At 63.8% G+C, this 25,528-nt stretch carries 28 protein-coding genes; 15 read left to right on the top strand and 13 right to left on the bottom strand.

All coding sequences use genetic code 11. The features are described from left to right. Positions 1-24 precede the first annotated feature (24 nt). From IVB42_RS18100 to mddA, 3 genes are read right to left on the bottom strand one after another with little or no spacing between them, the layout of a single operon-like run. Positions 25-1,002 carry an NADPH:quinone oxidoreductase family protein gene (locus IVB42_RS18100; protein ID WP_247297261.1) on the bottom strand — a complete coding sequence of 326 codons (978 nt, stop codon included), beginning with the start codon at positions 1,000-1,002 and terminating at the stop codon, positions 25-27. Then, a complete protein-coding gene (locus IVB42_RS18095; RefSeq protein WP_247297263.1) occupies positions 999-1,649 on the bottom strand; it encodes a helix-turn-helix transcriptional regulator in 651 nt (216 codons plus the stop codon). Before IVB42_RS18095 ends, IVB42_RS18100 begins: the two co-directional genes overlap by 4 nt. Positions 1,650-1,672: 23 nt before the next feature. Next, positions 1,673-2,473 carry a methanethiol S-methyltransferase gene (gene mddA / locus IVB42_RS18090; RefSeq protein WP_247297265.1) on the bottom strand — a complete coding sequence of 267 codons (801 nt, stop codon included), beginning with the start codon at positions 2,471-2,473 and terminating at the stop codon, positions 1,673-1,675. 148 nt (positions 2,474-2,621) lie between these two features. Here mddA and IVB42_RS18085 point away from each other — a divergent pair, with 148 nt between their 5' ends. After that, positions 2,622-4,166: an alpha/beta fold hydrolase gene (locus IVB42_RS18085; RefSeq protein WP_247470705.1), complete on the top strand. Its 1,545-nt coding sequence runs from the start codon at positions 2,622-2,624 to the stop codon at positions 4,164-4,166. 138 nt (positions 4,167-4,304) lie between these two features. Continuing rightward, the gene (gene cynS, locus IVB42_RS18080; RefSeq protein WP_018455520.1) at positions 4,305-4,793 is read left to right on the top strand and encodes a cyanase; all 489 of its coding nucleotides are present in this window, start codon (positions 4,305-4,307) and stop codon (positions 4,791-4,793) included. Between the two features lie 55 nt (positions 4,794-4,848). Here the strand turns inward: cynS and IVB42_RS18075 are convergent, their stop codons facing one another. After that, positions 4,849-5,172: a DUF1476 domain-containing protein gene (locus IVB42_RS18075; protein WP_018455521.1), complete on the bottom strand. Its 324-nt coding sequence runs from the start codon at positions 5,170-5,172 to the stop codon at positions 4,849-4,851. 310 nt (positions 5,173-5,482) lie between these two features. On the opposite strand from IVB42_RS18075, the gene purC reads away from it, so the two are divergent. Together purC and purS are read left to right on the top strand one after the other, a co-directional pair. Further along, positions 5,483-6,250 (top strand): phosphoribosylaminoimidazolesuccinocarboxamide synthase, encoded by a 768-nt coding sequence (gene purC / locus IVB42_RS18070; protein WP_008974302.1) that lies wholly within the window; start codon positions 5,483-5,485, stop codon positions 6,248-6,250. Positions 6,251-6,262: 12 nt separating this feature from the next. Continuing rightward, positions 6,263-6,505 carry a phosphoribosylformylglycinamidine synthase subunit PurS gene (gene purS / locus IVB42_RS18065; protein WP_026232966.1) on the top strand — a complete coding sequence of 81 codons (243 nt, stop codon included), beginning with the start codon at positions 6,263-6,265 and terminating at the stop codon, positions 6,503-6,505. A gap of 10 nt (positions 6,506-6,515) precedes the next feature. Here purS and IVB42_RS18060 read toward each other — a convergent pair whose 3' ends face one another. Then, a complete protein-coding gene (locus IVB42_RS18060) occupies positions 6,516-7,532 on the bottom strand; it encodes a magnesium and cobalt transport protein CorA (RefSeq protein WP_018455523.1) in 1,017 nt (338 codons plus the stop codon). Between the two features lie 163 nt (positions 7,533-7,695). Between IVB42_RS18060 and purQ the strand changes: the two genes are divergently transcribed. Together purQ and IVB42_RS18050 are read left to right on the top strand one after the other, a co-directional pair. Further along, positions 7,696-8,397, top strand: a complete 702-nt coding sequence (gene purQ, locus IVB42_RS18055) for a phosphoribosylformylglycinamidine synthase subunit PurQ (protein ID WP_247368158.1) — start codon at positions 7,696-7,698, stop codon at positions 8,395-8,397. Continuing rightward, positions 8,394-9,365 carry a tripartite tricarboxylate transporter substrate binding protein BugD gene (locus IVB42_RS18050; RefSeq protein ID WP_247368156.1) on the top strand — a complete coding sequence of 324 codons (972 nt, stop codon included), beginning with the start codon at positions 8,394-8,396 and terminating at the stop codon, positions 9,363-9,365. Before purQ ends, IVB42_RS18050 begins: the two co-directional genes overlap by 4 nt. Positions 9,366-9,410: 45 nt before the next feature. Here the strand turns inward: IVB42_RS18050 and IVB42_RS18045 are convergent, their stop codons facing one another. Further along, positions 9,411-9,809, bottom strand: a complete 399-nt coding sequence (locus IVB42_RS18045; protein ID WP_018455526.1) for a RidA family protein — start codon at positions 9,807-9,809, stop codon at positions 9,411-9,413. A 153-nt stretch (positions 9,810-9,962) separates the two neighbouring features. Between IVB42_RS18045 and IVB42_RS18040 the strand changes: the two genes are divergently transcribed. Then, positions 9,963-10,559: a TetR/AcrR family transcriptional regulator gene (locus IVB42_RS18040; RefSeq protein WP_085349363.1), complete on the top strand. Its 597-nt coding sequence runs from the start codon at positions 9,963-9,965 to the stop codon at positions 10,557-10,559. Positions 10,560-10,590: 31 nt separating this feature from the next. Here the strand turns inward: IVB42_RS18040 and IVB42_RS18035 are convergent, their stop codons facing one another. Next, complete coding sequence (locus IVB42_RS18035) at positions 10,591-11,547, bottom strand: DMT family transporter (protein ID WP_247470703.1); 957 nt, start codon at positions 11,545-11,547, stop codon at positions 10,591-10,593. A 75-nt stretch (positions 11,548-11,622) separates the two neighbouring features. Further along, positions 11,623-12,102: a PaaI family thioesterase gene (locus IVB42_RS18030; protein ID WP_085384292.1), complete on the bottom strand. Its 480-nt coding sequence runs from the start codon at positions 12,100-12,102 to the stop codon at positions 11,623-11,625. 183 nt (positions 12,103-12,285) lie between these two features. Between IVB42_RS18030 and purL the strand changes: the two genes are divergently transcribed. Beyond that, on the top strand, positions 12,286-14,496 hold the full coding sequence (purL, locus tag IVB42_RS18025) for a phosphoribosylformylglycinamidine synthase subunit PurL (protein WP_247297271.1): 2,211 nt from the start codon (positions 12,286-12,288) through the stop codon (positions 14,494-14,496). 101 nt (positions 14,497-14,597) lie between these two features. Here the strand turns inward: purL and IVB42_RS18020 are convergent, their stop codons facing one another. After that, positions 14,598-15,776, bottom strand: coding sequence for an acyltransferase (locus IVB42_RS18020; protein WP_085349361.1), 1,179 nt, complete (start codon positions 15,774-15,776; stop codon positions 14,598-14,600). A 190-nt stretch (positions 15,777-15,966) separates the two neighbouring features. On the opposite strand from IVB42_RS18020, the gene IVB42_RS18015 reads away from it, so the two are divergent. Continuing rightward, positions 15,967-16,140, top strand: a complete 174-nt coding sequence (locus tag IVB42_RS18015) for a DUF1328 domain-containing protein (RefSeq protein ID WP_007602280.1) — start codon at positions 15,967-15,969, stop codon at positions 16,138-16,140. A gap of 175 nt (positions 16,141-16,315) precedes the next feature. Here IVB42_RS18015 and IVB42_RS18010 read toward each other — a convergent pair whose 3' ends face one another. Beyond that, on the bottom strand, positions 16,316-16,675 hold the full coding sequence (locus IVB42_RS18010; RefSeq protein ID WP_247297272.1) for a DUF427 domain-containing protein: 360 nt from the start codon (positions 16,673-16,675) through the stop codon (positions 16,316-16,318). Positions 16,676-16,885: 210 nt separating this feature from the next. Between IVB42_RS18010 and IVB42_RS18005 the strand changes: the two genes are divergently transcribed. Together IVB42_RS18005 and IVB42_RS18000 are read left to right on the top strand one after the other, a co-directional pair. Further along, complete coding sequence (locus IVB42_RS18005; RefSeq protein ID WP_007602284.1) at positions 16,886-17,122, top strand: BolA family transcriptional regulator; 237 nt, start codon at positions 16,886-16,888, stop codon at positions 17,120-17,122. Positions 17,123-17,146: 24 nt separating this feature from the next. After that, the gene (locus IVB42_RS18000) at positions 17,147-18,340 is read left to right on the top strand and encodes a low temperature requirement protein A (RefSeq protein ID WP_026232969.1); all 1,194 of its coding nucleotides are present in this window, start codon (positions 17,147-17,149) and stop codon (positions 18,338-18,340) included. Positions 18,341-18,365: 25 nt separating this feature from the next. Here IVB42_RS18000 and egtD read toward each other — a convergent pair whose 3' ends face one another. Together egtD and egtB are read right to left on the bottom strand one after the other, a co-directional pair. Beyond that, a complete protein-coding gene (egtD, locus tag IVB42_RS17995; protein WP_085384329.1) occupies positions 18,366-19,337 on the bottom strand; it encodes an L-histidine N(alpha)-methyltransferase in 972 nt (323 codons plus the stop codon). A gap of 52 nt (positions 19,338-19,389) precedes the next feature. Beyond that, a complete protein-coding gene (gene egtB / locus IVB42_RS17990) occupies positions 19,390-20,682 on the bottom strand; it encodes an ergothioneine biosynthesis protein EgtB (RefSeq protein ID WP_162496424.1) in 1,293 nt (430 codons plus the stop codon). A 240-nt stretch (positions 20,683-20,922) separates the two neighbouring features. Between egtB and grxD the strand changes: the two genes are divergently transcribed. The 4 genes from grxD to IVB42_RS17970 are packed head-to-tail and all read left to right on the top strand — an operon-like array spanning position 20,923 to position 24,401. Next, positions 20,923-21,249 carry a Grx4 family monothiol glutaredoxin gene (gene grxD / locus IVB42_RS17985; protein ID WP_007602294.1) on the top strand — a complete coding sequence of 109 codons (327 nt, stop codon included), beginning with the start codon at positions 20,923-20,925 and terminating at the stop codon, positions 21,247-21,249. Between the two features lie 3 nt (positions 21,250-21,252). Further along, positions 21,253-21,804, top strand: coding sequence for an O-acetyl-ADP-ribose deacetylase (locus IVB42_RS17980; protein ID WP_018455537.1), 552 nt, complete (start codon positions 21,253-21,255; stop codon positions 21,802-21,804). A 46-nt stretch (positions 21,805-21,850) separates the two neighbouring features. Beyond that, entirely contained in the window at positions 21,851-23,137 is a 1,287-nt protein-coding gene (locus tag IVB42_RS17975) for a serine hydrolase domain-containing protein (protein ID WP_026232971.1), read from the top strand. A 1-nt stretch (position 23,138) separates the two neighbouring features. After that, positions 23,139-24,401, top strand: a complete 1,263-nt coding sequence (locus tag IVB42_RS17970) for a serine hydrolase domain-containing protein (protein WP_247392675.1) — start codon at positions 23,139-23,141, stop codon at positions 24,399-24,401. On the opposite strand, the gene IVB42_RS17965 is transcribed toward IVB42_RS17970, so the two are convergent. Beyond that, complete coding sequence (locus tag IVB42_RS17965; RefSeq protein ID WP_247297275.1) at positions 24,402-25,469, bottom strand: threonine aldolase family protein; 1,068 nt, start codon at positions 25,467-25,469, stop codon at positions 24,402-24,404. Positions 25,470-25,528: the final 59 nt, after the last annotated feature.

Raw genomic sequence — 25,528 nt, 5'->3', positions numbered from 1 at the left:
TTTGTTCTCTCTTTCCGGCTCACCTTACCTGATCTTGAGGACAATTCGCCCCTGAACCGTTCGGTTGGCCACGGCGCGCATGGCTTCTCCGGCCTCCTCCAAACGAAGGACGCGATCGATGTGCGGACGGATTTTTCCCTCGGCCAGCAATTGCATCAGCGTGGCGTTCATACGCGCGGCATCAGCTGAGAATTTCTCCGCCCAGGCGCCGACGAAGACGCCGAGGATGGAATAGTTCTTGAGCAGCGGCAGGTTCATCGGGAGCTGGGGAATTTCGCCGCTGGTGAAGCCGATCGGCATCAGCCGTCCGCCCCATTTCATCGACCGCGCCATCTGCTCGAAAATCGCGCCGCCGATCGTGTCGAAGCCGATGTCGATGCCTTCTCCTGACGTGATCGACTTGATGCGGTCGCGCAGATCCTCGCTACTATAGTTGACGATTTCGCCAGCCCCATAATTGCGGACGAGGGCACCCTTGTCATCGGAGCCGATACCGGCGACGACGTGCAGGCCCAGGTGGCGGCCAAGGTCGACCGCGGCAAGGCCGACTCCGCCGGCGGCACCGGTGACGAACAGCGTTTCGCCGCGCTGCGCCCTGGCCCGCTCGACCAGCGCATAATAGGCCGTGCCGTAATTGTGCAGGACCGTCGCCGCTGCCTCGAACGCGACGCCTTCCGGCAGAAGCACGCACTTTGAGTCCTTCGCTATCATCCGTTCGGCGTAGCCGCCGGTCCAGGCGCTGCACGCCACGCGGTCACCAGGCGCGAATCCCGTGACCTTGTCGCCGACCGCGACGACGACACCGGATGCTTCCGTGCCGGGCACGAAGGGCGTCGGCGGCCGCATCTGATAGAGACCCGAGACCACCAACTGGTCCATGAAACTGACGGAGGCCGCATGGACGTCGATCAGGATCTCGTCGCCGGAGGGCTTCGGCTCGTCGATTTCACTAAGGCGCAAATCGGCGGGGCCAGTGAATGAGCTGCATAGAATTGCTCTCATCGTGTCGCTCCAACGGATTGTCTGCATTCGGCAGGTTTGCGTAACGGCGTCGCATATCCCGCGACAAGCTTGACGAAATCTGCCTGTCGCGCTGCACCGGTCTTTTCAAACAGGCGCCGGACATGCGTCTTGATCGTCGTATTGGCGACGCCGAGTGCCGCCGCCACTTCGGGAACGCCGCCGCGTTCGACGATCGCGAGCATCACACGCAACTCGGTCGGCGTCAGTTTGAATGCCTTGCCGATCACTTCGGAACGAGACGGTAGCATCAGCGCCGCCCTGCGGACGAACAGCGCGGCGACGGCGCTGTAGGCGACACCCCCACGTCGGCGCGCGCCGGAAGTTAACGGCAGAGCATGGGCGACGTGGCGCTTCCCATCCCGCCCGATCATCGGCAGCGCGATCCCGTCGGCGCCGAGGAACGCGTTTTCCTGCCCGGCGGCGGCGAAAAAATGCTGCAGGGTCCGGTTGACCGTCGGATCGCAAGCCGCGAGGTGCCCGCGGATTTCGTGCAGGATGTCGCGCGCTTCGATCATGTCCTGCCCGGCAGTATTGGCGTGAATGAGACGCGCCTCCGCGTCAACGAGACAAAGACCGACGTCAAGCCCATCCAGCGTATCGGCAAACGTGGCGGCCTCCGCCGACATCCGGGGAATAGCTGATATTGTATTCATTGCGACGCTCCAGCAGGCCGAGGCGGCTGGCGATCTTCCGTCCGACGACCGAAAAGACGCGGCAGCAGCATGGGAACGCGCCGGCGATAGTCATGGTAGGTCGCGCCGAACTCGGCGATCAGGTCGCGCTCCTCGAACTGAAGCGCGGCCAGGATGTAGGCGGTGTTTGCGAGCGCAAACAGAAGGTGGCCAACAGTCATCTCGGGCGTGGCCCAGAACGCGAGCAGAAAGCCGAGCATGATGGGATGGCGCACGATCTTGTAGAGCAGCGGCGTCCTGAACGATTGACCTGGTATCTCGCTCCCGCGGAACGCGACGAAGGCCTGGCGGAGGCCGAACAGATCGAAATGATCGATCATGTGGGTCGAGGCGAACGCGATGAGCCAGCCCAGCCAATGCACGCCGATCAGCAACCAGGCCACCATTCCGCTCGCCTCCCAGATCGGCGTCGGGATCGGACGCCACTGCCAGAACAGCAGCAACAAGATCAGGCTGGAGAGCAGCACATAGGTGCTGCGCTGGCAGGCGAGGGGAAGGAATTTGGCCGACCATCGTTTGAAGGCCGGGCGCGCCATGACGCTGTGCTGGATCGCAAACAGGCTCATCAGCAGCAGGTTGACGACGATGGTGAAGCTCAGGTCCGTGGGGTTGCCGACATCGATCGACTTATCGATCGACATATCGATCGACTTGGGCACGACATAATTGCCGACGAAACCGAGCGCATAGAGAAATGAGACCGTGAAGATCACGTAGCTCACGATGGCGTAGAGCAGGATCAGGAGGCGCGAGATCATGTTTTTTCCTATTGTGCCTGATGCAGCCGTGCCGCATGGAGGAGCCTGAATTGCTCGCCCGCGAGCAGGCTCGATCTGCCCCGACTGCTATTGCTGGACCGTCCCCTGTGCGTCCCCCGGGGGCGCCGCAAGGGGAGGGAGGACTTTCATGACGGCTTTCTCGCTGGGGACATTCGGGTTCCCTGAGGTCCACGCCGACGGCCGCCCGATCAAGTTGGCCTTGCGCAAGGGCCTGGCGCTGCTGGTCTATCTCGCGGAGGCCAAGGGCGCTGTGGCCCGCGAAATCGTGGCGACGCTGCTGTGGCCTGAAACTGACCGCGAGACCGGCCTTGCGCGGTTGCGGCGGCTGCTTCACCGAATCGAGCTGACGCTCGGTCAGCAGGTGTTCGAGACCGACCGCACCAGTCTGCGATGGTCTCCGGCAGTCGCGCTGCAGGTCGATGCACATATTTTCGAGAGCGCCTGCGATCGCGGTGACTTTGACGAAGCCTGCCAGATTTATCGCGGAGATTTCCTCGCAGGCTTCTCCCCGGAGGACTGTCCGGAATTCGACGATTGGGCGTTCTTCCGCCGCGAGGCGCTGCGGGGACGGCTGATGCACGCGCTGGAGCGTCTGGTGCAGGACAAGACCGCTGCCGGAGACTACTTCGCCGCGACCGCGCATGCGACCCGTCTGGCCAAGCTCGATCCTTTGAGCGAGGTCTATGGCCGGCATCTGATCCGCAGCCTGCTGCTGGCGGGCGACCGCAGCGCGGCAGAGCGGCACCATGCGGCACTGACGCGGCGGCTGCGTGACGAGCTTGGTGTTACGCCGGAAGCCGAGACCGCGGCGTTGATGAGTCCTGCGGCGGCACACTCTGTACCAGCGACGCGCTACGTCAAGGGCGCCGGTGTGCATCTGGCGTATCAGACCTATGGCAGCGGTCCGCTCGACATCCTGGTCATGCCCGGCTTCGTATCGCATGTGGAACGCGCCTGGGAGCATCCGGCGAGCCGAACCTTTCTGGCCTCACTGACGAAGCTGGGGCGTCTGATCGTGTTCGATCGTCGCGGGATCGGGTTGTCCGACCGGGTTGGGTCGGCGCCTGATATCGACGTCACCGCGGAGGATATCGGCACCGTGCTGCGCGCCGCGGATGCGCGCCGCGTCGTGCTGTTCGGCGCATCCGAGTGCGGGCCGGCCTGCATCAAATTCGCCGTCGACGAGCCGCGTCTCGTGGCCGGACTCATCCTGTTCGGTGCATTGGCCAAGGGCTGCTGGTCGCAGGACTATCCGCACGCGTTGCGCGCCAGCCAGTACGACGCCTGGAGCAAGCACCTCATCGCGCAATGGGGAGGTCCGGTGGGGATTGAGACCTTCGCACCCAGCCTTGCCGGCGATCCCCAGGCCCGCGCATGGTGGGCGGGGCTATTGCGCGCGGCCTCCAGTCCCGGCGGCATCTCGGCCGTGCTCGAGGCGTTTCGCGACGCCGACGTGCGGCAGCTTTTGCCGCAAATTGCCATGCCGACATTGGTGTTGCATCGTCGGGACGACAAGGCCGTACGGATCGCGGCCGGCCGCGATGTGGCGAGCCGGATCAAAGGTGCGCAATTCGTCGAGCTCGACGGCAACGATCACTGGTTCTTCGCGGGCGATCAGCAGCCGGTGCTCGATGCGATCAGGGGATTTACGGAAGCATTGCCGAGGCGATGAGGCGAGGCACGTAAATCCGTAGCCCCGGTCATTGGCACGTTTCGTGCCTGCCAAAGTGGCACAAAAAAGCGTCGCGTCTATCCGCTGCCTCGAGGAAATGAGCCGGCGCGACATAGTCTTAGCCAAGGAGACCCTGACATGAAACGCGAAGACCTCACCGAGAAGCTGCTCGACATCAAGCGCGAGAAGGGCTGGAGCTGGAAATATATCTGCGAGAAGATCGGCGGCTATTCCGAGGTGCTGATAACAGGCGCGATCCTCGGCCAGATGAAACTGACGAAGCCGCAGGCGGCCAACGCCGGCGAACTGTTCGGCCTGTCGAAGGCGGAGACCGCCATGCTGAACGAGGTGCCGATGCGCGGCACCGGCACGCCGATGCCGCCGACCGACCCGCTGATCTACCGCTTCTACGAGATGGTGATGGTCAACGGCCCGGCCTGGAAGGCGCTGATCGAGGAGGAGTTCGGCGACGGCATCATGTCGGCGATCGACTTCGACATGGCGATCGAGCGCGTGGCGAATCCGAAGGGCGACCGCGTCAAGTTCACGATGAGCGGCAAATTCCTGCCGTACAAATATTACGGCGCCAGCGGCAACGTGCCGGAATATGGGTTCAAGGAGGGATAGCTGGTTGGCATTCCGGGGGCGCGTCGCAGACGTGGCCCCGGAATGATGCTTCGCCTTATTTCCCGGCCTTCACCTCGGCCGCCGCCACCGCGATCAGCTCGTTCATCTTGGCGCGAATTGCCTGTTCGGTGACGGCCACGTTCTTGGCGGCGAAATCGGCCATGACCTTGCGCAGGACGTCGGCGTCACCGGCTTCCTCGAAATCGGCCGCGACCACCTCCTTGGCATAGGCCGTGGCGGCATCACCCGTGATGCCGAGCTTTTCGGCCGCCCACAGCCCGAGCAGCCGGTTGCGGCGGGCTTCCGCCTTGAATTTCTGCTCCTCGTCGAGGGCAAACTTCTTCTCGAAGCCTTCCTCGCGCTTGTCCAACGTGCTCATGCCTTTTCCAATTCCCTGCTGACTGGACCCGGCTGGCCCTCGTTGCGAGAGCCCCGGTGCATGCCTAGATAGGGGGCAGGAATCGGCAAAACAACGAGCCGTTAAGCCGCAGGCAAGGCGGTATAAGTTTGATGCCGGACGGCCGGATCGATTGTGCTGGGACAGCCAATCGGATAGGTTGCCTCAGGCTGGGTTCCCGTTCTGTTTTCTAGGGGTTCCGGGCCGTTCACGGCAGCTCCGCTGTGGGTCGTAGTCTCGTCAACCGGAGCACACCAAATACATGGATTTCAACAAAACACGGTACATCCCCATGAGCCGTCGGCGTCGCATTTATGAAGGCAAGGCAAAGGTTCTTTACGAAGGCCCGGAGCCCGGTACCCTGATCCAGCACTTCAAGGATGACGCCACCGCGTTCAATGCGAAAAAGCATCAGGTGATCGAGGGCAAGGGTGTCCTCAACAACCGGATCTCGGAGTACCTGTTTCAGCACCTCAACGACATCGGGGTGCCGACCCATTTCATCCGCCGCCTCAATATGCGCGAGCAATTGATCCGCGAAGTCGAGATCGTGCCGCTGGAAGTGGTGGTGCGGAACGTTGCCGCCGGCTCGCTGTCGCAGCGCCTCGGCATCGAGGAGGGCACGCAGCTGCCCCGCTCGATCATCGAGTTCTACTACAAGAACGACCAGCTCAACGATCCCATGGTGTCGGAAGAGCACATCACCGCTTTCGGGTGGGCGACACCGCAGGAGATCGACGACATCATGGCACTTGCCATCCGTGTCAACGACTTCCTCACCGGTCTCTTCCTCGGCATCGGCATCCGCCTCGTCGACTTCAAGATGGAGTGCGGCCGGCTGTTCGAGAACGAGATGATGCGGATCATCGTCGCCGACGAGATCTCGCCGGATAGCTGCCGCCTGTGGGACATCAAGTCGAACGAGAAGCTCGACAAGGACCGTTTCCGCAGGGATCTCGGTGGGCTGCTCGAGGCCTATACCGAAGTCGCCAAGCGTCTTGGCATCCTCATGGAGAACGAGCGTCCGGCGGGCTCAGGCCCGGTGCTGGTGAAGAGCTAAGAGGGATCTGACGTGAAGGCACGTGTTACCGTGACGTTGAAAACGGGCATCCTCGATCCGCAGGGCAAGGCGATCGAGGGTGCGTTGAAGTCGCTCGGCGTCGACGGCGTCGCCAGCGTCCGGCAGGGCAAGGTGTTCGACATCGAGCTCGCGGGCACGGACAAGGCGAAGGCGGAGGCGGCGTTGAAGGATGCCGCCGACAAGCTGCTGGCGAATACCGTGATCGAGAACTACCGGGTCGAGCTGATCGGGTGAACGGGATGGCTCACAGCCATCCGACCCGACGAAAACGCCAATACAGCGCGCCGCACGCCGTCAGCATCACGCCGAGCAGCGTGTAATAGCCGTACTCCCAGTCCAGCTCCGGCATGTGCTTGAAGTTCATGCCGTAGATGCCGGCAAGCGCGGTCGGGATCGCGATGATCGCGAGCCAGGAGGCAAGTTTCTTGGAGACCGCCGTCTCCTGGGCCTGGCCGACCAGCAGGCTCGCTTCGAAGGCGAAGGCCAGCACCTCGCGCATGGAATCGATCCGCTCCTGGATGTTGCGGACGTGGTCGGTGACGTCGCGGAACAGCGGCTGCATCGTCGCGCGCACCATCGCAAGCTCGTCGTGCTCCAGACGGCGGCAGACCTCCACCAGCGGCCCGATCGCGGTCCTGAGCCGCAAGAGGTCGCGGCGCAGCATATAGAGCCGCTCGATCTGCGCCTTGCTGATCGCCTTGGAGAGCACGTCATCCTCGATGCTCTCGACCTCTTCGTGAATGCTCTCGAGCACGGGCGAGTAGTTGTCGACGATGAAATCGAGGATGGCGTAGAGGATGTAGTCCTCGCCGCGCGCGAGCGCTCGCGGGCAGCTTTCGCAACGTTCGCGCACCGGCGTGTAGGATGTCGACGCGCCGTGGCGCACCGAGACCAGATAGCCTTCGCCAACGAAGATGTGCGTCTCGCCGAAGGCGATCCGGCCCTCGATCAGTTGCGCGGTTCGCGCCACGATGAACAGGGCCTCGCCATATTGCTCGATCTTCGGTCTCTGATGGGCGTGGTTGGCGTCCTCGATGGCAAGCTCGTGCAGGTCGAACTGCTTCTGCACCGCGCTGAGCAGCGCCATGTCGGGCTCGTGCAGCCCGATCCAGACCACGTGGCCGGGCTTCGCCCGCCAGCTCGAGGCCTCGCTGATGGCAATATTGGCGACGCGCCGGCCGTCGACATAGGCACCGGCGGCGATCACGCCCTCGGTGGACACCGGCTCGGAGAGGGATGCGGGCAGCGAGGGGACATTCATGGCTTTAATCCCGGGCGAATCGATCGGCCGATGGCGGGCTATGGCCTGTGCACAACGCTCGCGGCCGAGGCTAGCACTGGTAAAATCCCCGTCAAATGGATATGTCTGCTCACGATTTGGCAGCCGTGCCAGCCCCATTCAATCTTCGTTCGGAACCTCTGCCATGAAAGCCGCCATCCTCGTCTTTCCCGGAATCAACCGCGAGCGCGACATGGCGCGTGCCTTGAGGCTGATCTCGGGCAGCGAGCCCGCGCTGGTGTGGCATGCCGAGACGTCGCTGCCTGATGGCACCGACCTCGTGGTGGTGCCCGGCGGGTTCTCCTATGGCGATTATCTGCGCTGCGGCGCGATTGCGGCGCGGGCGCCGGTGATGGACGCGGTGCGCGACTATGCGGCCAAGGGCGGCCTCGTGCTCGGCGTCTGCAACGGTTTTCAGATCCTCTGCGAGTCCGGCCTCTTGCCTGGCGTCCTGATGCGCAATGCGCGGCTGAAATTCATCTGCCACGACGTGCATCTGCGCGTGGAGCGCTCCGACACGCCATTCACGCGCGGCTACAATGCCGGGCAGGTGATCCGCGTGCCCATCGCGCATGGCGAGGGCAATTATGCGGCGGACGCGGAGACCATCAAGCGGCTCGAAGGCGAGGGTCGCGTCCTTTACCGCTATTGCTCGGCTGACGGCGCGATCGACGATATCAGCAACATCAACGGCGCCGCGCAATCCATCGCCGGCATCGTCAACGACAAGGGCAACGTGCTCGGCATGATGCCGCATCCGGAAAACCACGTCGAAGACATCATGGGCTGCACCGACGGTCGCGGCCTGTTCGCCGGCCTCACCGCGCATCTGGAAAAAGCCGCGTGATTGCGTTCGTGCTGAAGCGGCTGCCGGCCGCTGTCGCCGTCGTTGCGTTCGCGACGGCCGCGTTCGCACAGGATTTCCCCAAGCGTCCCGTCACCATGATCGTGCCGTTCGCGGCCGGCGGCACGTCCGACGTGATCGCGCGCACGGTTGCCGAGCAGATGGGCATCGCGCTCGGCCAGACCATCGTGATCGAGAATGTCGCCGGCGCCGGCGGCTCGACCGCACTGGCGCGCGCCTCCCGCGCCGAGCCTGACGGCTACACCATTGCGATCGGCAATGCCGGCACCAACGCTGCGACCTATACGATCTATCCAAAGCTGCCGTTCACGCCGGACTCCTTCGTGCCGATCGCCATGGTGGCGAAGACGTTCGGCATCATCGCCGTGCGCAAGGATTTTCCGGCAAAGGACCTGAAAGAGTTCATCGCCTACGCCAAGGTCAATCCGGGCAAGATCAATCTCGGCCATGCCGGCGTCGGGTCCTCGAACTACCTGATCTGCAAGAGCTTCGTCACAGCCGCCGGGATCGACGCGACGCTGGTCGGCTATCGCGGCGCCGCCCCCGCGCTCACGGATGCGATCGGCGGCCAGATCGACGGCGTCTGCGATGCGGCAGCCTCCGTCTCGCAGTCGATCAACGAGAAGCTGGCGCGCGGGCTCGTGGTCGGCTCGACCGTGCGGCTCGCGACCCTGCCGGATCTGCCGACGTCGGCCGAAGCCGGCCTGCCCGAATTCGAGGCGCAGGGCTGGAACGGCCTGTTCGCGCCCAAGGGCACTCCGCCGGCGGTCATTGCCAAGCTGAATGCCGCCGCGCGTACGGCCGTGGAAACCGACGCGGTGAAGAAACGGTTCGCCGACCTCTCGACCGTTGTCCCCGATCCCGACGAGCACACGCCCGAGGTGCTGCAAAACCTCGTGACGCGCGACGTCGAGAAGTACCGCAAGATGCTGGCCGACGACGCCAAGTAATAGCGCGAGGCTCCTGACGGTTGGCATCATAGCCACCGAGAACGCTTACCCCGCAGCAGGAATGCGGGCGATCACCTTGATCTCGAAGTCGAACCCGGCAAGCCAATTCACTCCGACTGCCGTCCAGTTCGGATAGGGTGCCTCCCCGATCTCCGCAGCGCGAATTGCCATCACCTTCTCGATCTGCGTGGCCGGATCGGTATGGAACGTGGTGACGTCCACCACATCGTCCAGCGTGCATCCGGCCGCTGCGAGAACGGCACGCAGATTGGCAAACGCGCGTCGGACCTGGTCCTCAAACACCGGTTCGGGCGAGCCGTCCTCGCGACTTCCAACCTGCCCGGAGACGAAGAGCAGGTCGCCGGACCGGATCGCGGCCGAATAGCGGTGCGCTTCATAGAGGGCGTGGCGGCCGGCCGGGAAGATTGCGTCGCGCTTGGGCATGTCTGGATCCTTGATTGATGGATGGCGGTCGCAGCTGTGGTGGGCAGGGCCTGCCACTGGATTTCCACGAGCTGTTCATATACGTAGCGTATGTGGAATATGGATCACATACGGACCGTATGTCAATAGGGTCGGCAAATGGAGTTGGGAAGCATGGCGAAGGGCAAGCGCGCCGAGGCGATGGCGGAAAGTCGGGCCAAGCTCATCCGGGCCGCGCGCAGGGCGTTTGCCACACAAGGCTATGCAGCCGCGTCGATGGACGAGCTGACTGCTTCCGTCGGACTGACGCGGGGCGCGCTGTATCACAACTTCGAAGACAAGAAGGGGCTGCTCTGGGCCGTCGTTGAGCAGATCGACAGCGAAATGGCGGAACGGCTCCGCACGGCCCGCGAGCAAGCGCCGAGCTTGTGGCAAGGACTGCTTGCAGAGGGGACCGCCTATATCGAGATGGCGCTCGATCCTGAAATTCAGCGCGTCATGCTTCTGGATGGACCGGCCGTGCTCGGTGATCCATCCAAGTGGCCCGGCGAGAATGCCTGTCTTGAGATTACCATGCGAACCATTCGGTCGCTGATCGAACAGGGGATTGTGAAGCCCGTCGATGTCGAAGCGGCGGGACGCTTGCTGAACGGGGCTGCGCTGAGCGCAGCGCTGTGGGTCGCCGCAGCCGACGATCCGCCAGGCGTCCTGACCAAGGCCGTTGACGCCTTCCAAGCGTTGGCGAGCGGATTGTTGCGCAAGCCGCATTGAGCGCCTCGTGCCGAACGGCGGAAGCAACGGGTCACCGCAGCTTCAACCGCTCCGTCGGCACCGTCATCGCGGCGACGCCCGCCATGACCAGCACCAGTCCCAGCGCCAGGTTCGAGGGCACGCTCTCGCCGAGCAGCAGCACGGAGAGGCCGACGCCGATCGGGATGCGCAAATAGCCTTGCGCGTTCGTCGTCAGCGTGCCGAGCCGTCCCAGGCACATGTAGAACAGCATCAGCCCCAACGCGCTGGAGACTATGCCCATGACAATGGTGGCTGTGATCGCGGTCAGCGTCGGGTGCAGCGTCCAGGGCTGGTCGACGATCAGCGAAGGCGGCAGCAGCACGAGGCCGCCGAACAGCAGCGAGCCGGCTGCCACCACCATCGGATCGTATTCGGACAGCCGCAGGCCGAAGATCGTGGCGCAGGCGAACGAGATGGTGGCGAGCAGGATGGCGATCTCGGCCACGATCTCGTTGCCGAAGCCGCGCAGCGCATCCAGGCCCACGATGACGATTGTGCCGGCGAGGCCGAGGAGCGCGCCCAAGAGCTTCAACAGCGTTGCCGGTTCGTGACGCGTGATCAGCGAGGTGATCAGGAAGGCGAAGATCGGCGTGGTCGAGGCCAGCACCACCGTGTTCGACGCCGGCACATATTGCTGCGACCAGGTGATGATCAGGAACGGAAAGGTCGAGTTGATCAATTGCTGGGTGGCGAACAACTTCCACGCCTTGGCGTCGGTCGGGATCCTGACGCCGCGCATCCACAGGATCGCGAACAGGAAGGCGGCCGCGATCAGCGAGCGCGCCGAGATGAAGGTCACGGGCGGGATCGTATCCAGCGCGAGCTTCGCCAGCGGATAGGTTGAACTCCAGCAGCAGGCCAGCGCGAACAGCAGCGCATAGTCGCGCCAGTTGCGCGCGCCTGTGGCGGGCATGGACGGCAATTGCGAGACTGTGGCCCGCCCCGTCGGCGATGTGCTCTGCGGCACCTTGATGTTGCTCCCCGGCGCGACAGCGCTGGACACAAGTCTGGGCGAGGGGGCGCCAAAAGGGAAGGCGGCGAGCTATGCGTTTGGCTGCGGTGCCGGCTTCCGCTTCACCCGCTTGATCGTACCGGAGAAGGTGAAGAGAGGCCGCCCGCCCGATATCAGCTTGCCGCGCAGGAAGATCAGCGAGCCGCCGGCGCGGGAGACCTCGCCGACGCATTCGATCAACTCGCCTTCGCGCGCCGCGTCGAGGAAGTCGCAGGCGAAATTGGTGGTCACCGCCGGCCCATCCAGTTCGTGGGTGGCGATCGCGAACAGGCAATAGTCGGCAAACGCCATGAAGCAGCCGCCATGGACGTTTCCGGAGCCGTTGAGGTGCTTTTTCTCGACCCGGAACGCCGAGCGGACGCTGCCGTCGTCCTCGATCTTGTGCCAGAACGGGCCGATATGGCTCTCAAAACTGTCACGAATCCAGGTTCGCCAGCCCTGGAATTCCCCATCGGTGGCGACGTGGAGGTCGGGGCGGCGAGGCGGGGGCGCTTTGGTCAATTCATGCAAGGAAATGGGCCTTCAATTGCGGGTCTTTTGTCCTTAAATCCGATCTGTCCGCGCTGTGCAATTCCTGTTCCCGCAGCCCCCGGCCGCAAAACGTGGGACAGCGGGAAAATGCGCCATAAAGGGCTTTTCCAAGCCGTCCGATGTTCCTAAGAACGGCCAACCGCCGTCGAAAGCCCAAATTCCATGAAGAACGAACCCAAGATCACCCCCGAGCTGATTGCCGCCCACGGGCTCAAGCCCGACGAGTATGAGCGCATTCTCAAGCTGATCGGGCGGGAGCCGACCTTCACCGAGCTCGGCATCTTCTCGGCGATGTGGAACGAGCACTGCTCGTACAAATCCTCGCGCCTCCATCTCAAGGGCTTGCCGACCAAGGCGCCCTGGGTGATCCAGGGCCCGGGCGAGAATGCCGGCGTGATCGACATCGGCGACGGCCAGGCCGTGGTCTTCAAGATGGAGAGCCACAACCACCCGAGCTACATCGAGCCTTACCAGGGCGCGACCACCGGTGTCGGTGGCATCTTGCGCGACGTTTTCACCATGGGCGCGCGGCCGATCGCCTGCCTCAACGCGCTGAGCTTTGGCGCACCGGAGCATGCCAGGACGCGGCATCTCGTCTCCGGTGTCGTCGCTGGCGTCGGCGGCTACGGCAACTCGTTCGGCGTGCCGACGGTCGGCGGCCAGGTCCGTTTCCACACCCGCTATGACGGCAACATTCTCGTCAACGCGATGGCGGTCGGCCTCGCCGATACCGACAAGATCTTCTATGCCGCCGCCTCCGGCGTGAACATGCCGATCGTCTATCTCGGCTCCAAGACCGGCCGCGACGGCATCCACGGCGCCTCGATGGCCTCGGCCGAGTTCGACGACAAGTCCGAAGAGAAGCGTCCGACCGTGCAGGTCGGCGATCCCTTTGCCGAAAAGCTGCTGTTAGAGGCTTGTCTCGAGATCATGGAGAAGGGCTGCGTCATCGCGATCCAGGACATGGGCGCGGCGGGCCTGACCTGTTCGGCGGTGGAGATGGGCGCCAAGGGCGACCTCGGCGTCGATCTCGATCTCGACGCGGTGCCGACGCGCGAGCTCGGCATGAGCGCCTACGAGATGATGCTCTCGGAGAGCCAGGAGCGCATGCTCATGGTGCTCAAGCCCGAGAAGGAGAAAGAGGCCGAGGCGATCTTCAAGAAGTGGGGCCTCGATTTCGCCGTGGTCGGCTACACCACGCCGAGCAAGCGCTTCGTGGTCAAGCATGGCGGTGACGTCATGGCCGATTTGCCGATCAAGGAGCTCGGCGACGAGGCGCCGCTCTATGATCGCCCGCATGTCCCCTCCGCCGCGCTGCCGGTCGTGCATGCGCGCGAGGTGGCGGCGCCGATGGGTCTCGGTGCCGCGCTCGAAAAGCTGATCGGCACGCCCGATATGTGCAGCAAGCGCTGGGTCTGGGAGCAGTACGACCACGTCATTCTCGGCAACACCATGCAGCGTCCCGGCGGCGATGCCGCGGTGGTGCGCGTGCAGGACGGCCCGAAGGGCTTGGCGCTGACCGTCGACGTGACGCCGCGCTATTGCGAGGCCGATCCGTTTGAAGGCGGCAAGCAGGCGGTGGCGGAAGCCTGGCGCAACATCACCGCGGTTGGCGGCAAGCCGCTTGCGATCACCGACAATCTCAATTTCGGCAATCCTGAGCGGCCCGAGATCATGGGCCAGTTCGTCGGCTGCCTGAAGGGCATCTCGGAAGCCTGCCGTACGCTCGACTTCCCGGTCGTGTCCGGCAACGTCTCGCTCTACAACGAGACCAACGGCCGCGCGATCTTGCCGACGCCCTCGATCGGCGGCGTCGGCCTGCTCGATGATTTCACCAAGTCCGCGTCGCTCGCCTTCAAGGCCGAAGGCGAGGCGATCCTCCTGATCGGCGAGACTCATGGCTGGCTCGGCCAGTCCGTTTACTTGCGCGACATCTGCGGTCGCGAGGAGGGCGCGCCGCCGCCGGTCGACCTCGCGGCTGAGAAGCGCAACGGCGACTGCGTGCGCGGCATGATCCATGCGGGCACCGCGACCGCCGTGCACGATCTGTCCGACGGGGGCCTGCTGATTGCGCTGGCCGAGATGGCGATGGCGGGCGGCATCGGCGCCAAACTGCTCGCGGCGCCGACCTCCTTGGTGCCTCAGGCCTATTGGTTCGGCGAGGACCAGGCGCGCTATCTCGTCACCGTGCCTGAAACCGAGGCCGGCCGCGTGCTCGCCAAGATGCGCGGCTGCGAGGTGCCCTGCGTGCGGATCGGCACCACCGGCGGCGACGCGATCGCGATCGCGGGCGAGGCGCCTGTAACGATCGAGGCGCTGCGGACCTCGTTCGAGCGCTGGCTGCCGGAATATATGGGCGGGAAGGCAGCCTGAGGGGCTGAACCGGTAGCCCGGTTGAGCGAAGCGATATCCGGGTCTTTGTCGTGAGGTTTCCCGGATATCGCTACGCTCATCCGGGCTACGGGTATCGCGCCTCACAACACGTGCGACGCTCCCGGAATCTTCCGTAAGGCCGCCGTCAGACCCCAGCTCAGGATCACCGTAAGCACGAAGCCGATCGCAGCCTTCACGATCGCCGGCAGGCTGTAGTCGAACAACGCGTACTGGATCCACAACGCGATCGGGTAGTGCACCAGGAAGATGCCGTAGGCATCCGCCTGCATGCGGTCGAGCAGGTTCGGGCCCGGCGACTTCTGGTGCAGGAAGAACGCGAGAATCGCGAGCAGGATCGAGCCTGAGAACAGCACGAAGAACGTACCGTAGATCGCCTGATACCAGTGCGGTTGTGGGTCGGGATTACCGAGGATCTCGCGCTTGATGTAGATCATGCCCCACATCAGGCAGTAGGCGATCAGCGTGGCGATCACCCACAGCCAGCGCTGTTTCGGCAACTGCCCGCCGGCGCTGAGGATGCCGCGATCGAAGTTGGCCGCTCCAACGCTGACGCCGATAAAGAAATAGGCGAAGTAGAGCAGGATGCGGCTCGCCTGCACCGAGAACGGCCCGAGCTCGAACCATTTGCTGCCGCCGAAATAGAGCAGCGCCGGCACGTAGGCGATTGCCGTGACGACGACGAGCAGCAGCCAGAATACGGCCGGCTGGTCGAATCCGCGCAGCGACACCCGGTTGCCCGGGTCGACCAGACGCGCGGAGACCCGGTAGAGCAGGCTCGCGGTCAGGTCGAATGCCAGCAGCACCCACACGAACCAGATCGGGCCGCTCGGCCACGGGCCAACCGTGATCGTCTTCCACCAGAACGCCGTGAAGCTCAGCCCGGGATCGTGCCGCAGCGCGATCGCGTAATAGGCGAGCGGGATGACGGTGAACGCCGCGATCGCGAACGGCAGCCCGAGCCGCAACAGGCGGTCGCGGAGAAAAACTGACGGCGCCTTGCGCGCGATGCCCGGCCAGGTGAACAGTCCCGACAGGAAGAAGAACATTGCCATGAAGAAGCTGTCGGTGGCCAGCACGACCACGTCGAAACCGGCCCAGGACGCCGGATCGGTGTGCCCGAAATAGGTGTAGGGAATCACGGCGTGGTGCAGCAGCACCACCAGCGTCAGGAAGGTGCGGGCGCGATCGAGCGACAGATTGCGCGCCTTGGCCCTCGGCGCCGCGTGCGCCTCTGCCCCGATCGTCGCTGAATGTGACATCGTCATCGTGGCCGCCCCGGTCGCGCTTCGGTCCCGCCCGGACTTTGCCGCCGGGAACCGGATTCAGCAAGGGTCGTTTGGGACGCCCGCGGGTCCCTGAGACCGCCAGGAACCAGTTCCCTGCGACGAAGTTAGCGTTCGCCAAAAGGGCCTGAGGACCGCGGCAGGCGGTACAATTTCGGAGCTGGCGATGACGATCCTGAAATGGGCACTGATCTTCTTACTTGTCTCGATCGTAGCCGGCGTGCTCGGCTTCACCGGCATCTCGGCCGCCTCCGCCGACATCGCCCGCTTCCTGTTCTACGTGTTCGTCGCGATCTTCCTGGTGCTGCTGATCCTGGGGCTGACGATATTCAGGGCGTAGCGGGGCGCTGCCCACGCACACAGTCGTCATGCCCGGGCTTGAAGCTTCGCCGGCCCAACACCTATAGCCCGGCGAAGCCTCGGCGGAGCCGGGTCCCGGGCATCGACGTTGTTCTGTATCCGCGATTGCCCAAAAACGTGGATGGCCGGGACGAGCCCGGCCATGACGGAAGCAGCTACCCCAATTCCTCGATCTTCACCTTGTCCGGATAGAAGGCGAGATGGCTCGAAATCTCGGTCATCGCGGGAAAGGGGGCCTCATAGGTCCAGATCGCGTTGTCCAGTGTCTTGCCGTCCGCCTTGACGCTGTAATAGCTCGCATCCCCCTTGTAGGGGCAGTGGGTGACGCGGTCGGTGCGCTCTAGCAGCGCCATGTTGGCGTCCTGCCGCGGCACATATTGCACCGCCGGATATTTCGCCTCTTTCAGCGTCAGCGCTTTGGTGGTCTCGGCGATCACGATATCGCCGGCTGTGACGCGGACGCGCCGGGGATTTGGGGTGATGGTGATGGGGTGGTCGGGCCCTGGAAGCTTCATGATTTCACGCCTTTTTCGATCACTCTGCCGCGCGCGGCACTTTGTCGTGGCTTTATCCAGATCGGATCACCGATATAGTGCCGGAAGGCGTGACGTAGAAGGCCGTTCACGCTAAGTTTGGCCGCGCCGGAAGGTTGGCTTTGTAGAACCGGACCCCGGCAGCGATTCGACGACAAGACTGATTGCAGCCGAGACAGGAGCACGACCCGAATGCCAATGGACGCCCACGATATCGAGGCGATGATCAAGGCGGCGATCCCCGATGCCGAGGTGACCATCCGTGACCTCGCCGGGGACGGCGATCACTATGCCGCGACCGTGATCTCGGAGACCTTCCGCGGCAAGTCCCGCGTCCAGCAGCACCAGATCGTCTATCAGTCCCTCCGCGGCCAAATGGGCGGCGTGCTGCATGCGCTGGCGCTGCAAACCGGGGTGCCGGGCGCTTGATCTGATCGTGACGGGGGGATGACGATGGCTGCGGACAATCCGCGCGGCGCGATGTTTCGCGTCATCCTGCCAAACCAGCACAGCCGCGTCACCAATGCCGAGCTGTTCTTCGACCTGGTCTTCGTTTTCGCGATCACGCAGGTCTCGCACACACTGCTGCACCATTTCACGCCGCTCGGTGCCGTGCACGTCGCGGTGCTGTTTCTCGCGGTATGGTGGGTGTGGGTCTACACCGCCTGGGTCACCAACTGGCTCGATCCCGAGCTGACGCCGGTCCGGATCCTGCTCTTCCTGATGATGCTGGGCGGCCTCGTGCTGTCGACGACGATCCCGACCGCCTTCGAGGGGCGGGGCCTGTGGTTTGCGATCGCTTACGCAACGATGCAGGTCGGGCGCACCGCCTTCTGGATGTTTGCAACGCCGCGGCATCGAACTGCGGTCCGGCACAATGCGATCCGCATCCTGACGTGGCTCTCGGTCTCCGCGATCTTCTGGATCCTCGGCGGCCTCGCCCATGACGAGGCGCGGCTATGGTTCTGGATTGTGGCGCTGACGATCGAATATGTCTCGCCGGCGGTGCGCTTCTGGATCCCCAAGCTGGGCTTCTCGTCGGTCGAGGCCTGGGCCGTCGAAGGCGGCCACATGGCCGAGCGCTGCTCGCTGTTCGTCATCATCGCGCTTGGCGAGGCCGTTGTCGTCAACGGTGCGACGTTTGCCGAGCTTGACTGGACCGCTGACAACATTTCGGCCTTCGTCTCCGCGCTGGTCGGCAGCATCGCGATGTGGTGGGTCTATTTCCACAAGGGCGCCGAGGCCGGAGCCGAGCGCATCTCGAGATCCGCCGAATCCGGCCGCTTGGCGCGGCTCGCCTACACCTACCTGCATATGCCGATCGTCGCCGGCATCATCCTGACCGCGGTCTCCGACGAACTCGTGCTGAAGCATCCGGTGGGGCATTCAGATGTCAGGATCATCGTGAGCACGATCGGCGGGCCGCTGCTGTTCCTGGTCGGCACCATCCTGTTCAAGCACGCGATCCGCGGCTTCCTCCAGCTCTCGCACGGGATTGGCATCATCGCGCTCGCGGCACTGTGGTGGTTTGCCGCCGAACTGTCGCCGCTATGGCTGTCGGTCGCCGCGACGGTGATCATGATCGTTGTTGCGGTATGGGAGTCGGTTTCGCTGGGATCGACGCCGGAAGAAGCCGAGGAGCATTGAGCCGCCGCCATTGGCGCCGGAGCGCTTACTCCGCCACCTCCAGCGCGTGCACTGAGAACATCTTCGCCGCATCCGTCCAGCTCTCGCGCACCCGCCAACCCGCGCCTTGCGCCAGCGTCGCGAAGCGCTCGATGCTGTATTTGTAGCTGTTCTCGGTGTGGATGCTCTCGCCGGCGCGGAACGAAAAGCTGGTGCCGAGCAGGCGCACGGTCTGGCTCTTCTTGCTGATCAGGTGCATCTCGATGCGGTGCCGCTCGCGATTGTAGATCGCGCGATGGGTGAAGGCGGAAAGGTCGAAATTGCCGCCGAGCTCGCGGTTGATCCGCACCAGCACATTGAGATTGAAGCGAGCGGTGACGCCGGCGGCATCGTTATAGGCGTCGTGGAGCAGGCGCTCCTCCTTCTCGAGATCGGCGCCGATGATCATCTGCGCGCCGCGGCCCAGAATGGCGCGTGCGCTCTTCAGGAAGGCCTGCGCTTCATGCGGTTCGAAATTGCCGATGGTCGAGCCTGGGAAGAACCCGACCTTGGGCATGGTCGCCACCGCCTTGGGCAGCTCGAACGGCGTGGTGAAGTCGGCCGCCACCGGGTAGATGCCGAGTGACGGAAAATCCCGCTTCAGTCCGTTTGCCTGCGCCGTCAGGAAGTCGCCGGAGATGTCGACGGGCACATAGGCCGCGAACTTGCAGTGGTTGAGCAGCAGGCGGACCTTTGTGGTCGCGCCTGCGCCGAATTCGACGAGGGCCGCGTGCTCCGGAATGATTTTCGCGATCTCGCTGCCGCGCTCCTTCAGGATCGCTAGCTCCGTGCGCGTCGGGTAATATTCCGGCAGCCGCGTGATGGCCTCGAACAATTCAGATCCGGCCGCATCGTAGAAATATTTCGGCGACAGCTTTTTAGGCTGCTGCGACAGGTCCTCGATGGCCTCGCGGGCAAAGGCGGTGGTCTGTTCGTCGGGAAGATGGGCTTCGGCCAAGGCGCTAGCGTGCACATTCATGATACTCTCCTGAACGCGCTGTCCGGCGCGCATTTGTCGTCGGATGAGAATTTTACTCGTAGTCGGCGAGCCGCAGTCCCGTGAATTGCCAGCGGTGGTGCGGATAGAAGAAGTTGCGATAGGTGATACGGCTGTGCCCCTCCGGAGTTGCAAGCGAAGAGCCGCGCAGCACCAGCTGGTTGACCATGAACTTGCCGTTGTATTCGCCGAGCGCGCCTTCGATCGCGCGATAGCCGGGATAGGGCGAGTAGGACGATCGCGTCCACTGCCAGACGATGCCGAAGGCATCGTTGAGCTGGCCCGAGCGGGCCGCGACCTCCCATTCCATCTCGGTCGGCAGATGTTTTCCGGCCCAGCGCGCAAAGGCGTCAGCCTCGTAATAGCTGACGTGGCAGACGGGCGCGTCGGGATCGACCGGCTTGAGGCCGGCCAGCGTCATCACATGCCATTGGCCGTCGATCTCGCGCCAATGACCGGGGCAGTCCCAGCCCTCGTTGTTCACGGCCGCAAAACCGTCCATCAGCCACAGCGTTGCGGTCCGGTAGCCCCCGTCACGCATGAAGGCGAGCCATTCGCGATTGGTGACGAGATTGCGTGCGAGCTTGACCGGGCCGACGAGGGCGCGGTGCGCCGGCTTCTCGTTGTCGAAATGAAAACTATCATCGACGTGACCGACGGTGTGGATGCCTTCGTTCAGCGTCAGCCAATCCTCGCTGGCCGGCGTCGCGGCCGGGAAGCGCCAGTCCGGATCATAGGCCGGCGGGATCGGGTTCTGCGCGAAGGCGTGCAGGATGTCGGTGAACATCAATTCCTGATGTTGCTGCTCGTGATTGAGGCCGACCTCGACCAGCGGCGCGATCTCGCGAAGCTTGTCCTCGCCGGCGTCGCGGAAGAATTTCACGACGGCAGCGTCGACATGTTTTCGATAAGCGCCGACCTGATCGGCGCTCGGACGGGTGATGTCGCCGCGGTGATTGCGGGAATGGCGCGGACCGGCGCTGACGTAATAGGAATTGAACAGGAAGGCGAAGTCAGGGTGAAAGGGCCGGTAGCCCGCACAGTGCTCGCCGAGCACGAACTGCTCCCAGAACCACGTGGTGTGCGCCCTGTGCCATTTCGTCGGGCTCGCATCCGGCATGGACTGGATCTGCTGGTCCTCCGGCGACAGTGGCGCGGCCCGGCGCTCCGTCTCGTCGCGAACGGCGAGAAACGCGTCTTCCAGCCTCTGGGCAAGGCCGCCCAAATCGACCGACAGTGACGGAGCGGGGGCCGGAGCGGAGGCTTGTTTCGTCACGTTTTTCTCCAGACAGGACAAGAGAACGTTGTTGGTGTGGACGGGTTCCAAAACGCCGGGTTCGTCCTAGATAGGGGCTCCGTGACGGTATGAAAGTCCTCCCTGACGATGATATTCGTGGCATCATGCAATGGGCCGGTGCAGCCGAGAGCGGTCCACAAGAGGCAGCTCGCCGCCATTTTACTTTGGATGCACAACGGTTTGGGCTACATATATACCCAGGTATCGGGTTAGATCGGCGGAGCCAGCCCGAAGCAATTGGAGTGGGCTCCGCCCCATAAGGACACGGATATGAGCATCGAGGAATTCATCGCCAACGAAGTGAAGTCGAACGACGTGGTTCTGTTCATGAAGGGCACACCGCAATTTCCGCAGTGCGGGTTCTCCGGCCAGGTCGTCCAGATCCTCGACCACATCGGCGTCGGCTATAAGGGCCTCAACGTTCTCGAATCCGCCGAACTGCGCAACGGCATCAAGGACTATTCGAACTGGCCGACCATTCCGCAGCTCTATGTGAAGGGCGAGTTCGTCGGCGGCTGCGACATTGTCCGCGAGATGTTCCAAGCCGGTGAATTGCAGCAGCTCTTCTCCGAAAAGGGCGTCGCTGTCGCGGCCTGATACGTGACCCAGCTGACGCGCCGGATCGGCGGCGCGGAGCTCAAGGTCATCGTTGCTGACATCACCACGCTGAGCGTTGACGCCATCGTCAACGCGGCCAACACGTCGCTCCTGGGTGGGGGCGGCGTGGATGGCGCGATCCATCGGGCGGCCGGGCCCGAGCTTCTAGCCGCGTGCCGGAAGCTCGGAGGATGCCCGACCGGCGATGCCAAGATCACGAAGGGCTACCTTCTCCCTGCGCGTCATGTCATCCATGCAGTCGGTCCGGTCTGGCACGGCGGCACTCGCGGTGAGGCAGAGGCGCTGGGCTCCTGTTATCGCCGTGCGCTTGAGCTCTGCGGGGCCAATCAGCTGACCTCCGTGGCGTTCTCCGCGATTTCGACCGGGGTTTACGGCTTTCCAGCCGACCAGGCCGCGAAGATTGCGGTCCATGCGACCATTGAGGCCCTGCCGGCCGCGCCGTTGGTCGTCGACGTCATATTTTGCTGTTTCTCGGAAAAGAGCGCGGCTCTGCACGCGGACGCTTTGGCGCGGTACGGCGGCCCTTGTGCCTGATGACGTGGTCGGTACACTCCGCCGGGCCATGTTCCGGGGAGGGGATATGATTTCACAGTCTGGACTGCGCGCGCTTGTCTGCGCCGCGCTTGTATCGTTAGGTACGATGTCGTTCGCGCGGGCGGAGGGCACCTACGAGATTCCGGCCGGCGCGCATTTCAATCCGGACAAGCTCGCGAGGATCACCGAGTTCTTCAAGAACGAGGTCGCGACCGGCAAGATCGCAGGGGCAAACGTCCTCATCAAGCAACATGGCAAGCCCGTCTACCACGAAGTCTTCGGCGTGCAGGACGCCGTCAGCAAGGCGCCGATCACCGACAAGACGATCTTCCGCCTGTTCTCGATGAGCAAGGCGATCACTTCCGTCGTTGCAGTGAAGTTGATCGAGGAAGGTACGATCAAGCTCGACGATCCCGTCTCGAAATACATTCCCTCCTTCGCCAATGTGAAAGTCGGCGTCGAGAAGAAGGCCGAGGACGGCACCAAGTCGCTCGAGCTCGTGCCGCCCAACCGGCCGATGACGGTGCACGATTTGATGACGCACACCTCCGGCGTCACCTACGGCTTCTATGGCGACAGCCTGGTCCGCAAGGCCTATCGCGACGCCAACATCTATGCCGGCGATTTCGACCTCGCGGAGTTCGCCGAGCGCATCGCAAAACTGCCGCTGCACAACCAGCCGGGCGCGCTGTGGCAATACGGCCATTCCACCGACATCCTGGCGCGGGTCATGGAAGTCGCGGCCGGCAAGCCGCTCATCGAGATCGAACGGGAGAAGCTGCTCGACCCGCTCGGCATGGTCGACACCGGCTTCTTCGTCACCGATCCCGAGAAGCAGAAGCTGCTGGCGCAGCCGGTGCCGAACGACAGCGATTTCCGGGTCGGGCGGATCAACGATCCGACAGTCGTCAAGAAGATCCAGTTCGCCAGCGGCGGTATGGTCACGACCATGGCCGATTATGAGCGCTTTACGCAGATGCTGCTACAGGGCGGCAATCTCGACGGCAAGACGATTCTCAAGCCCGAGACGTTCAAGCTGATGGTGACTGACCAGATCGGCCTCAAGTCGGGCGTCGATCGCGATTATTTTTATTTCCCCGGTGACGGTTTTGGTTTCGGTCTCGGACTTGCGGTGCGCACCGACCCCGGCAACGCAAAACCGCCGCCGCCCGGCGATCTCGGCGAATTGAAATGGGATGGCGCCTCCGGCTGCTATTTCGTGGTCGACCCCAAGCAGGACATGTTCTTCGTGCTGCTGGAGCAGACCCCGACCGAGCGCCAGCGCGTGCAGCGAACATTGAAGCAGCTGGTTTATGAAGCGATGGAGAATTGACATGTTCGGGCGCCGCGCATTGATCGCGGCGCTCGTCCTTCTCGCCGGCGGCATCGTTGCGAAGGCAGGTTCCGAGAGACCTGCGGTCCACACGCTCGCGCCCGCGGGGCTGGCGAAGGTTTCCGACTACATCCGCAACGAGGTGGCCACCGGCAAGATCCCCGGAGCCATCCTGCTGCTTCAGCAGCACGGCAAGCCGGTCTATTATCAGAATTTCGGCGTCCGCGACGTCGCGACCGAGTTATCGATGAGCGCGGACACGATCTTCCGCCTCTATTCGATGTCAAAGCCGGTGACCTCAGTCATGGCGATGATGCTGGTTGAGGAGGGCAAGCTGTCGCTCGACGATCCCGTCTCGAAATACATTCCGGCCTTCGCCGGCATGAAGGTCGGCATCGAGAAGAAGGCCGAGGACGGCAAAGTCGCCCTGGTGCTGGAGCCGCTGGAGCGACCCATCACGATCAAGGATCTGCTGCGCCACACCTCGGGGCTGCCTTACGGCTATTACGGCGGCGGCATGGTGCGCGAGCTCTATGCGAACGCCAATCTCTTCAACAGCGATCTGACCAACGCCGAATTCGCCGCCAAGATCGCCACGCTGCCGCTTGTCGAGCAGCCCGGCACGGTGTGGGATTACGGCTATTCCACCGACGTGCTCGGCCGCGTCGTCGAAATCATTGCGGGAAAGACGCTGCTGCAGTTCGAGAAGGAGCGGCTGCTCGATCCGCTCGGCATGACCGAGACGGCTTTCTTCGTCGCCGATCCCGCCAAATTCCCGCGCATCGCCGAGCCGATGCCGGAGGACCGCAACATCAATCCGACGACGCAGGTCCGCGACATCAGGCGGCCTGCGACCTGGGAATCGGGCGGCGGCGGCATGGTCGGTACGATCGGCGACTACGCCCGCTTCGCCCAGATGCTGCTGAATGGCGGCACCTATGACGGCCGACGCTATCTCAAACCGGAGACCATTGCGCTGATGGCCTCGGATCATATCGGTCCGGAGACGAAGATCGCGCGCGACCAGAACTATTATCCGGGCGGGTCTTCCGGCTTCGGCCTCGGCCTCGCCGTGCGCATCTTGGTGCCTCCTGGAACAACGTGGCCGCTTGGCGAATATCGCTGGGACGGCGTCGGCGGCACGTTCTTCTTCATCGATCCCGAGGACGATCTGTTCGGGATCTTCATGGTGCAGACCCCGACGCAGCGCGGCCGGATTCAACTGGCGCTGAAGACGCTGATCTACCAGGCGATGGGGCGGTGATTACGCTCCGCGCACGATCTCGCGGATATATCCGATCGTCTCCTCGACCTGGCTCGCATTGACGTCGAGATGCGTGCAGGCGCGGATGCGGCCGTCCATCATCGCAAGCGTCACGCCGCGCTGGCGCAGCGCCGCGACCATCTTGTCGCCGGGAACGCCGGTACCATCGGGCTTGAAGAACACCAGGTTGGTTTCGGGCTCCTGCACCTCGATGCCTGCGATCTGCGACAGTCCGCGGGCGAGCGCGCGCGCGTTGGCGTGATCGTCGGCGAGCCGATCGACATGATGGTCGAGCGCGTAGATGCAAGCCGCCGCGCAGATTCCGGCCTGTCGCATCGAGCCGCCGAGGCGCTGCTTCCACTGCCAGACCGCATCGATGAAGGCGCGCGAGCCCGCGAGCACGCCTCCGATCGGCGCGCCCAAGCCCTTCGAAAAGTCGATCCAGGCCGAATCCCACCCCGCGGTCATGTCGCGCGGAGAGATGCCGCTCGCAACTGTGGCATTGAGGAGGCGCGCGCCGTCCATGTGGGTGACGAGGCCATGTTGTTTCGCGATCGCGACGATCTCGTCGAGCGCGGCCTTCTTCCAGACCGTACCGCCGCCGATATTGGCGGTCTGCTCGACGCTGACCACCGTCTGCGGCGGCTGGTAGCGGGTACGCGGATGCAGCGCTCTGCGAAAGGTCTCCGGCGTGAACTGGCCGTCGGGTCCCTTCAGCTGCGTGACCTGAAAGCCGCCGATCGCGGCATGCGCGCCGCCTTCGCGCGCGATGATGTGGGCGCTCTCATGGGCGAGGATCTCGTCGCCGGGGCGGCAATGCACCAGCGTCGCGGTGACGTTGCACATCGTGCCTGACGGCATGTACACCGCGGCTTCCTTGCCGAGCAGCTCGGCCACGCGCTCGCACAGGGCGTTCACGGTCGGATCGTCGCCGACCTGCTCGTCGCCGACCTCCGCCCGCGCCATCGCCTCGCGCATCGCAGGTGTCGGCTTTGTCTGCGTGTCCGAGAGCAGATTGATGCGCACCGGCGGCGCCTTGGGATCGATCGGGGGAGGGGTATAGAGCATGCGACGCCTCCTGAAGGTAAACGGCCACTGAAGTGTGGCTCTTTAAGCAAAAAAGGCCC

The organism is Bradyrhizobium sp. 45, from assembly GCF_023073155.1.
GTDB classification, from domain to species: Bacteria; Pseudomonadota; Alphaproteobacteria; order Rhizobiales; family Xanthobacteraceae; genus Bradyrhizobium; species Bradyrhizobium canariense_D.
Note: the sequence above shows the minus strand (reverse complement) of the source record. Positions and strands in the feature narration are given on the sequence as shown.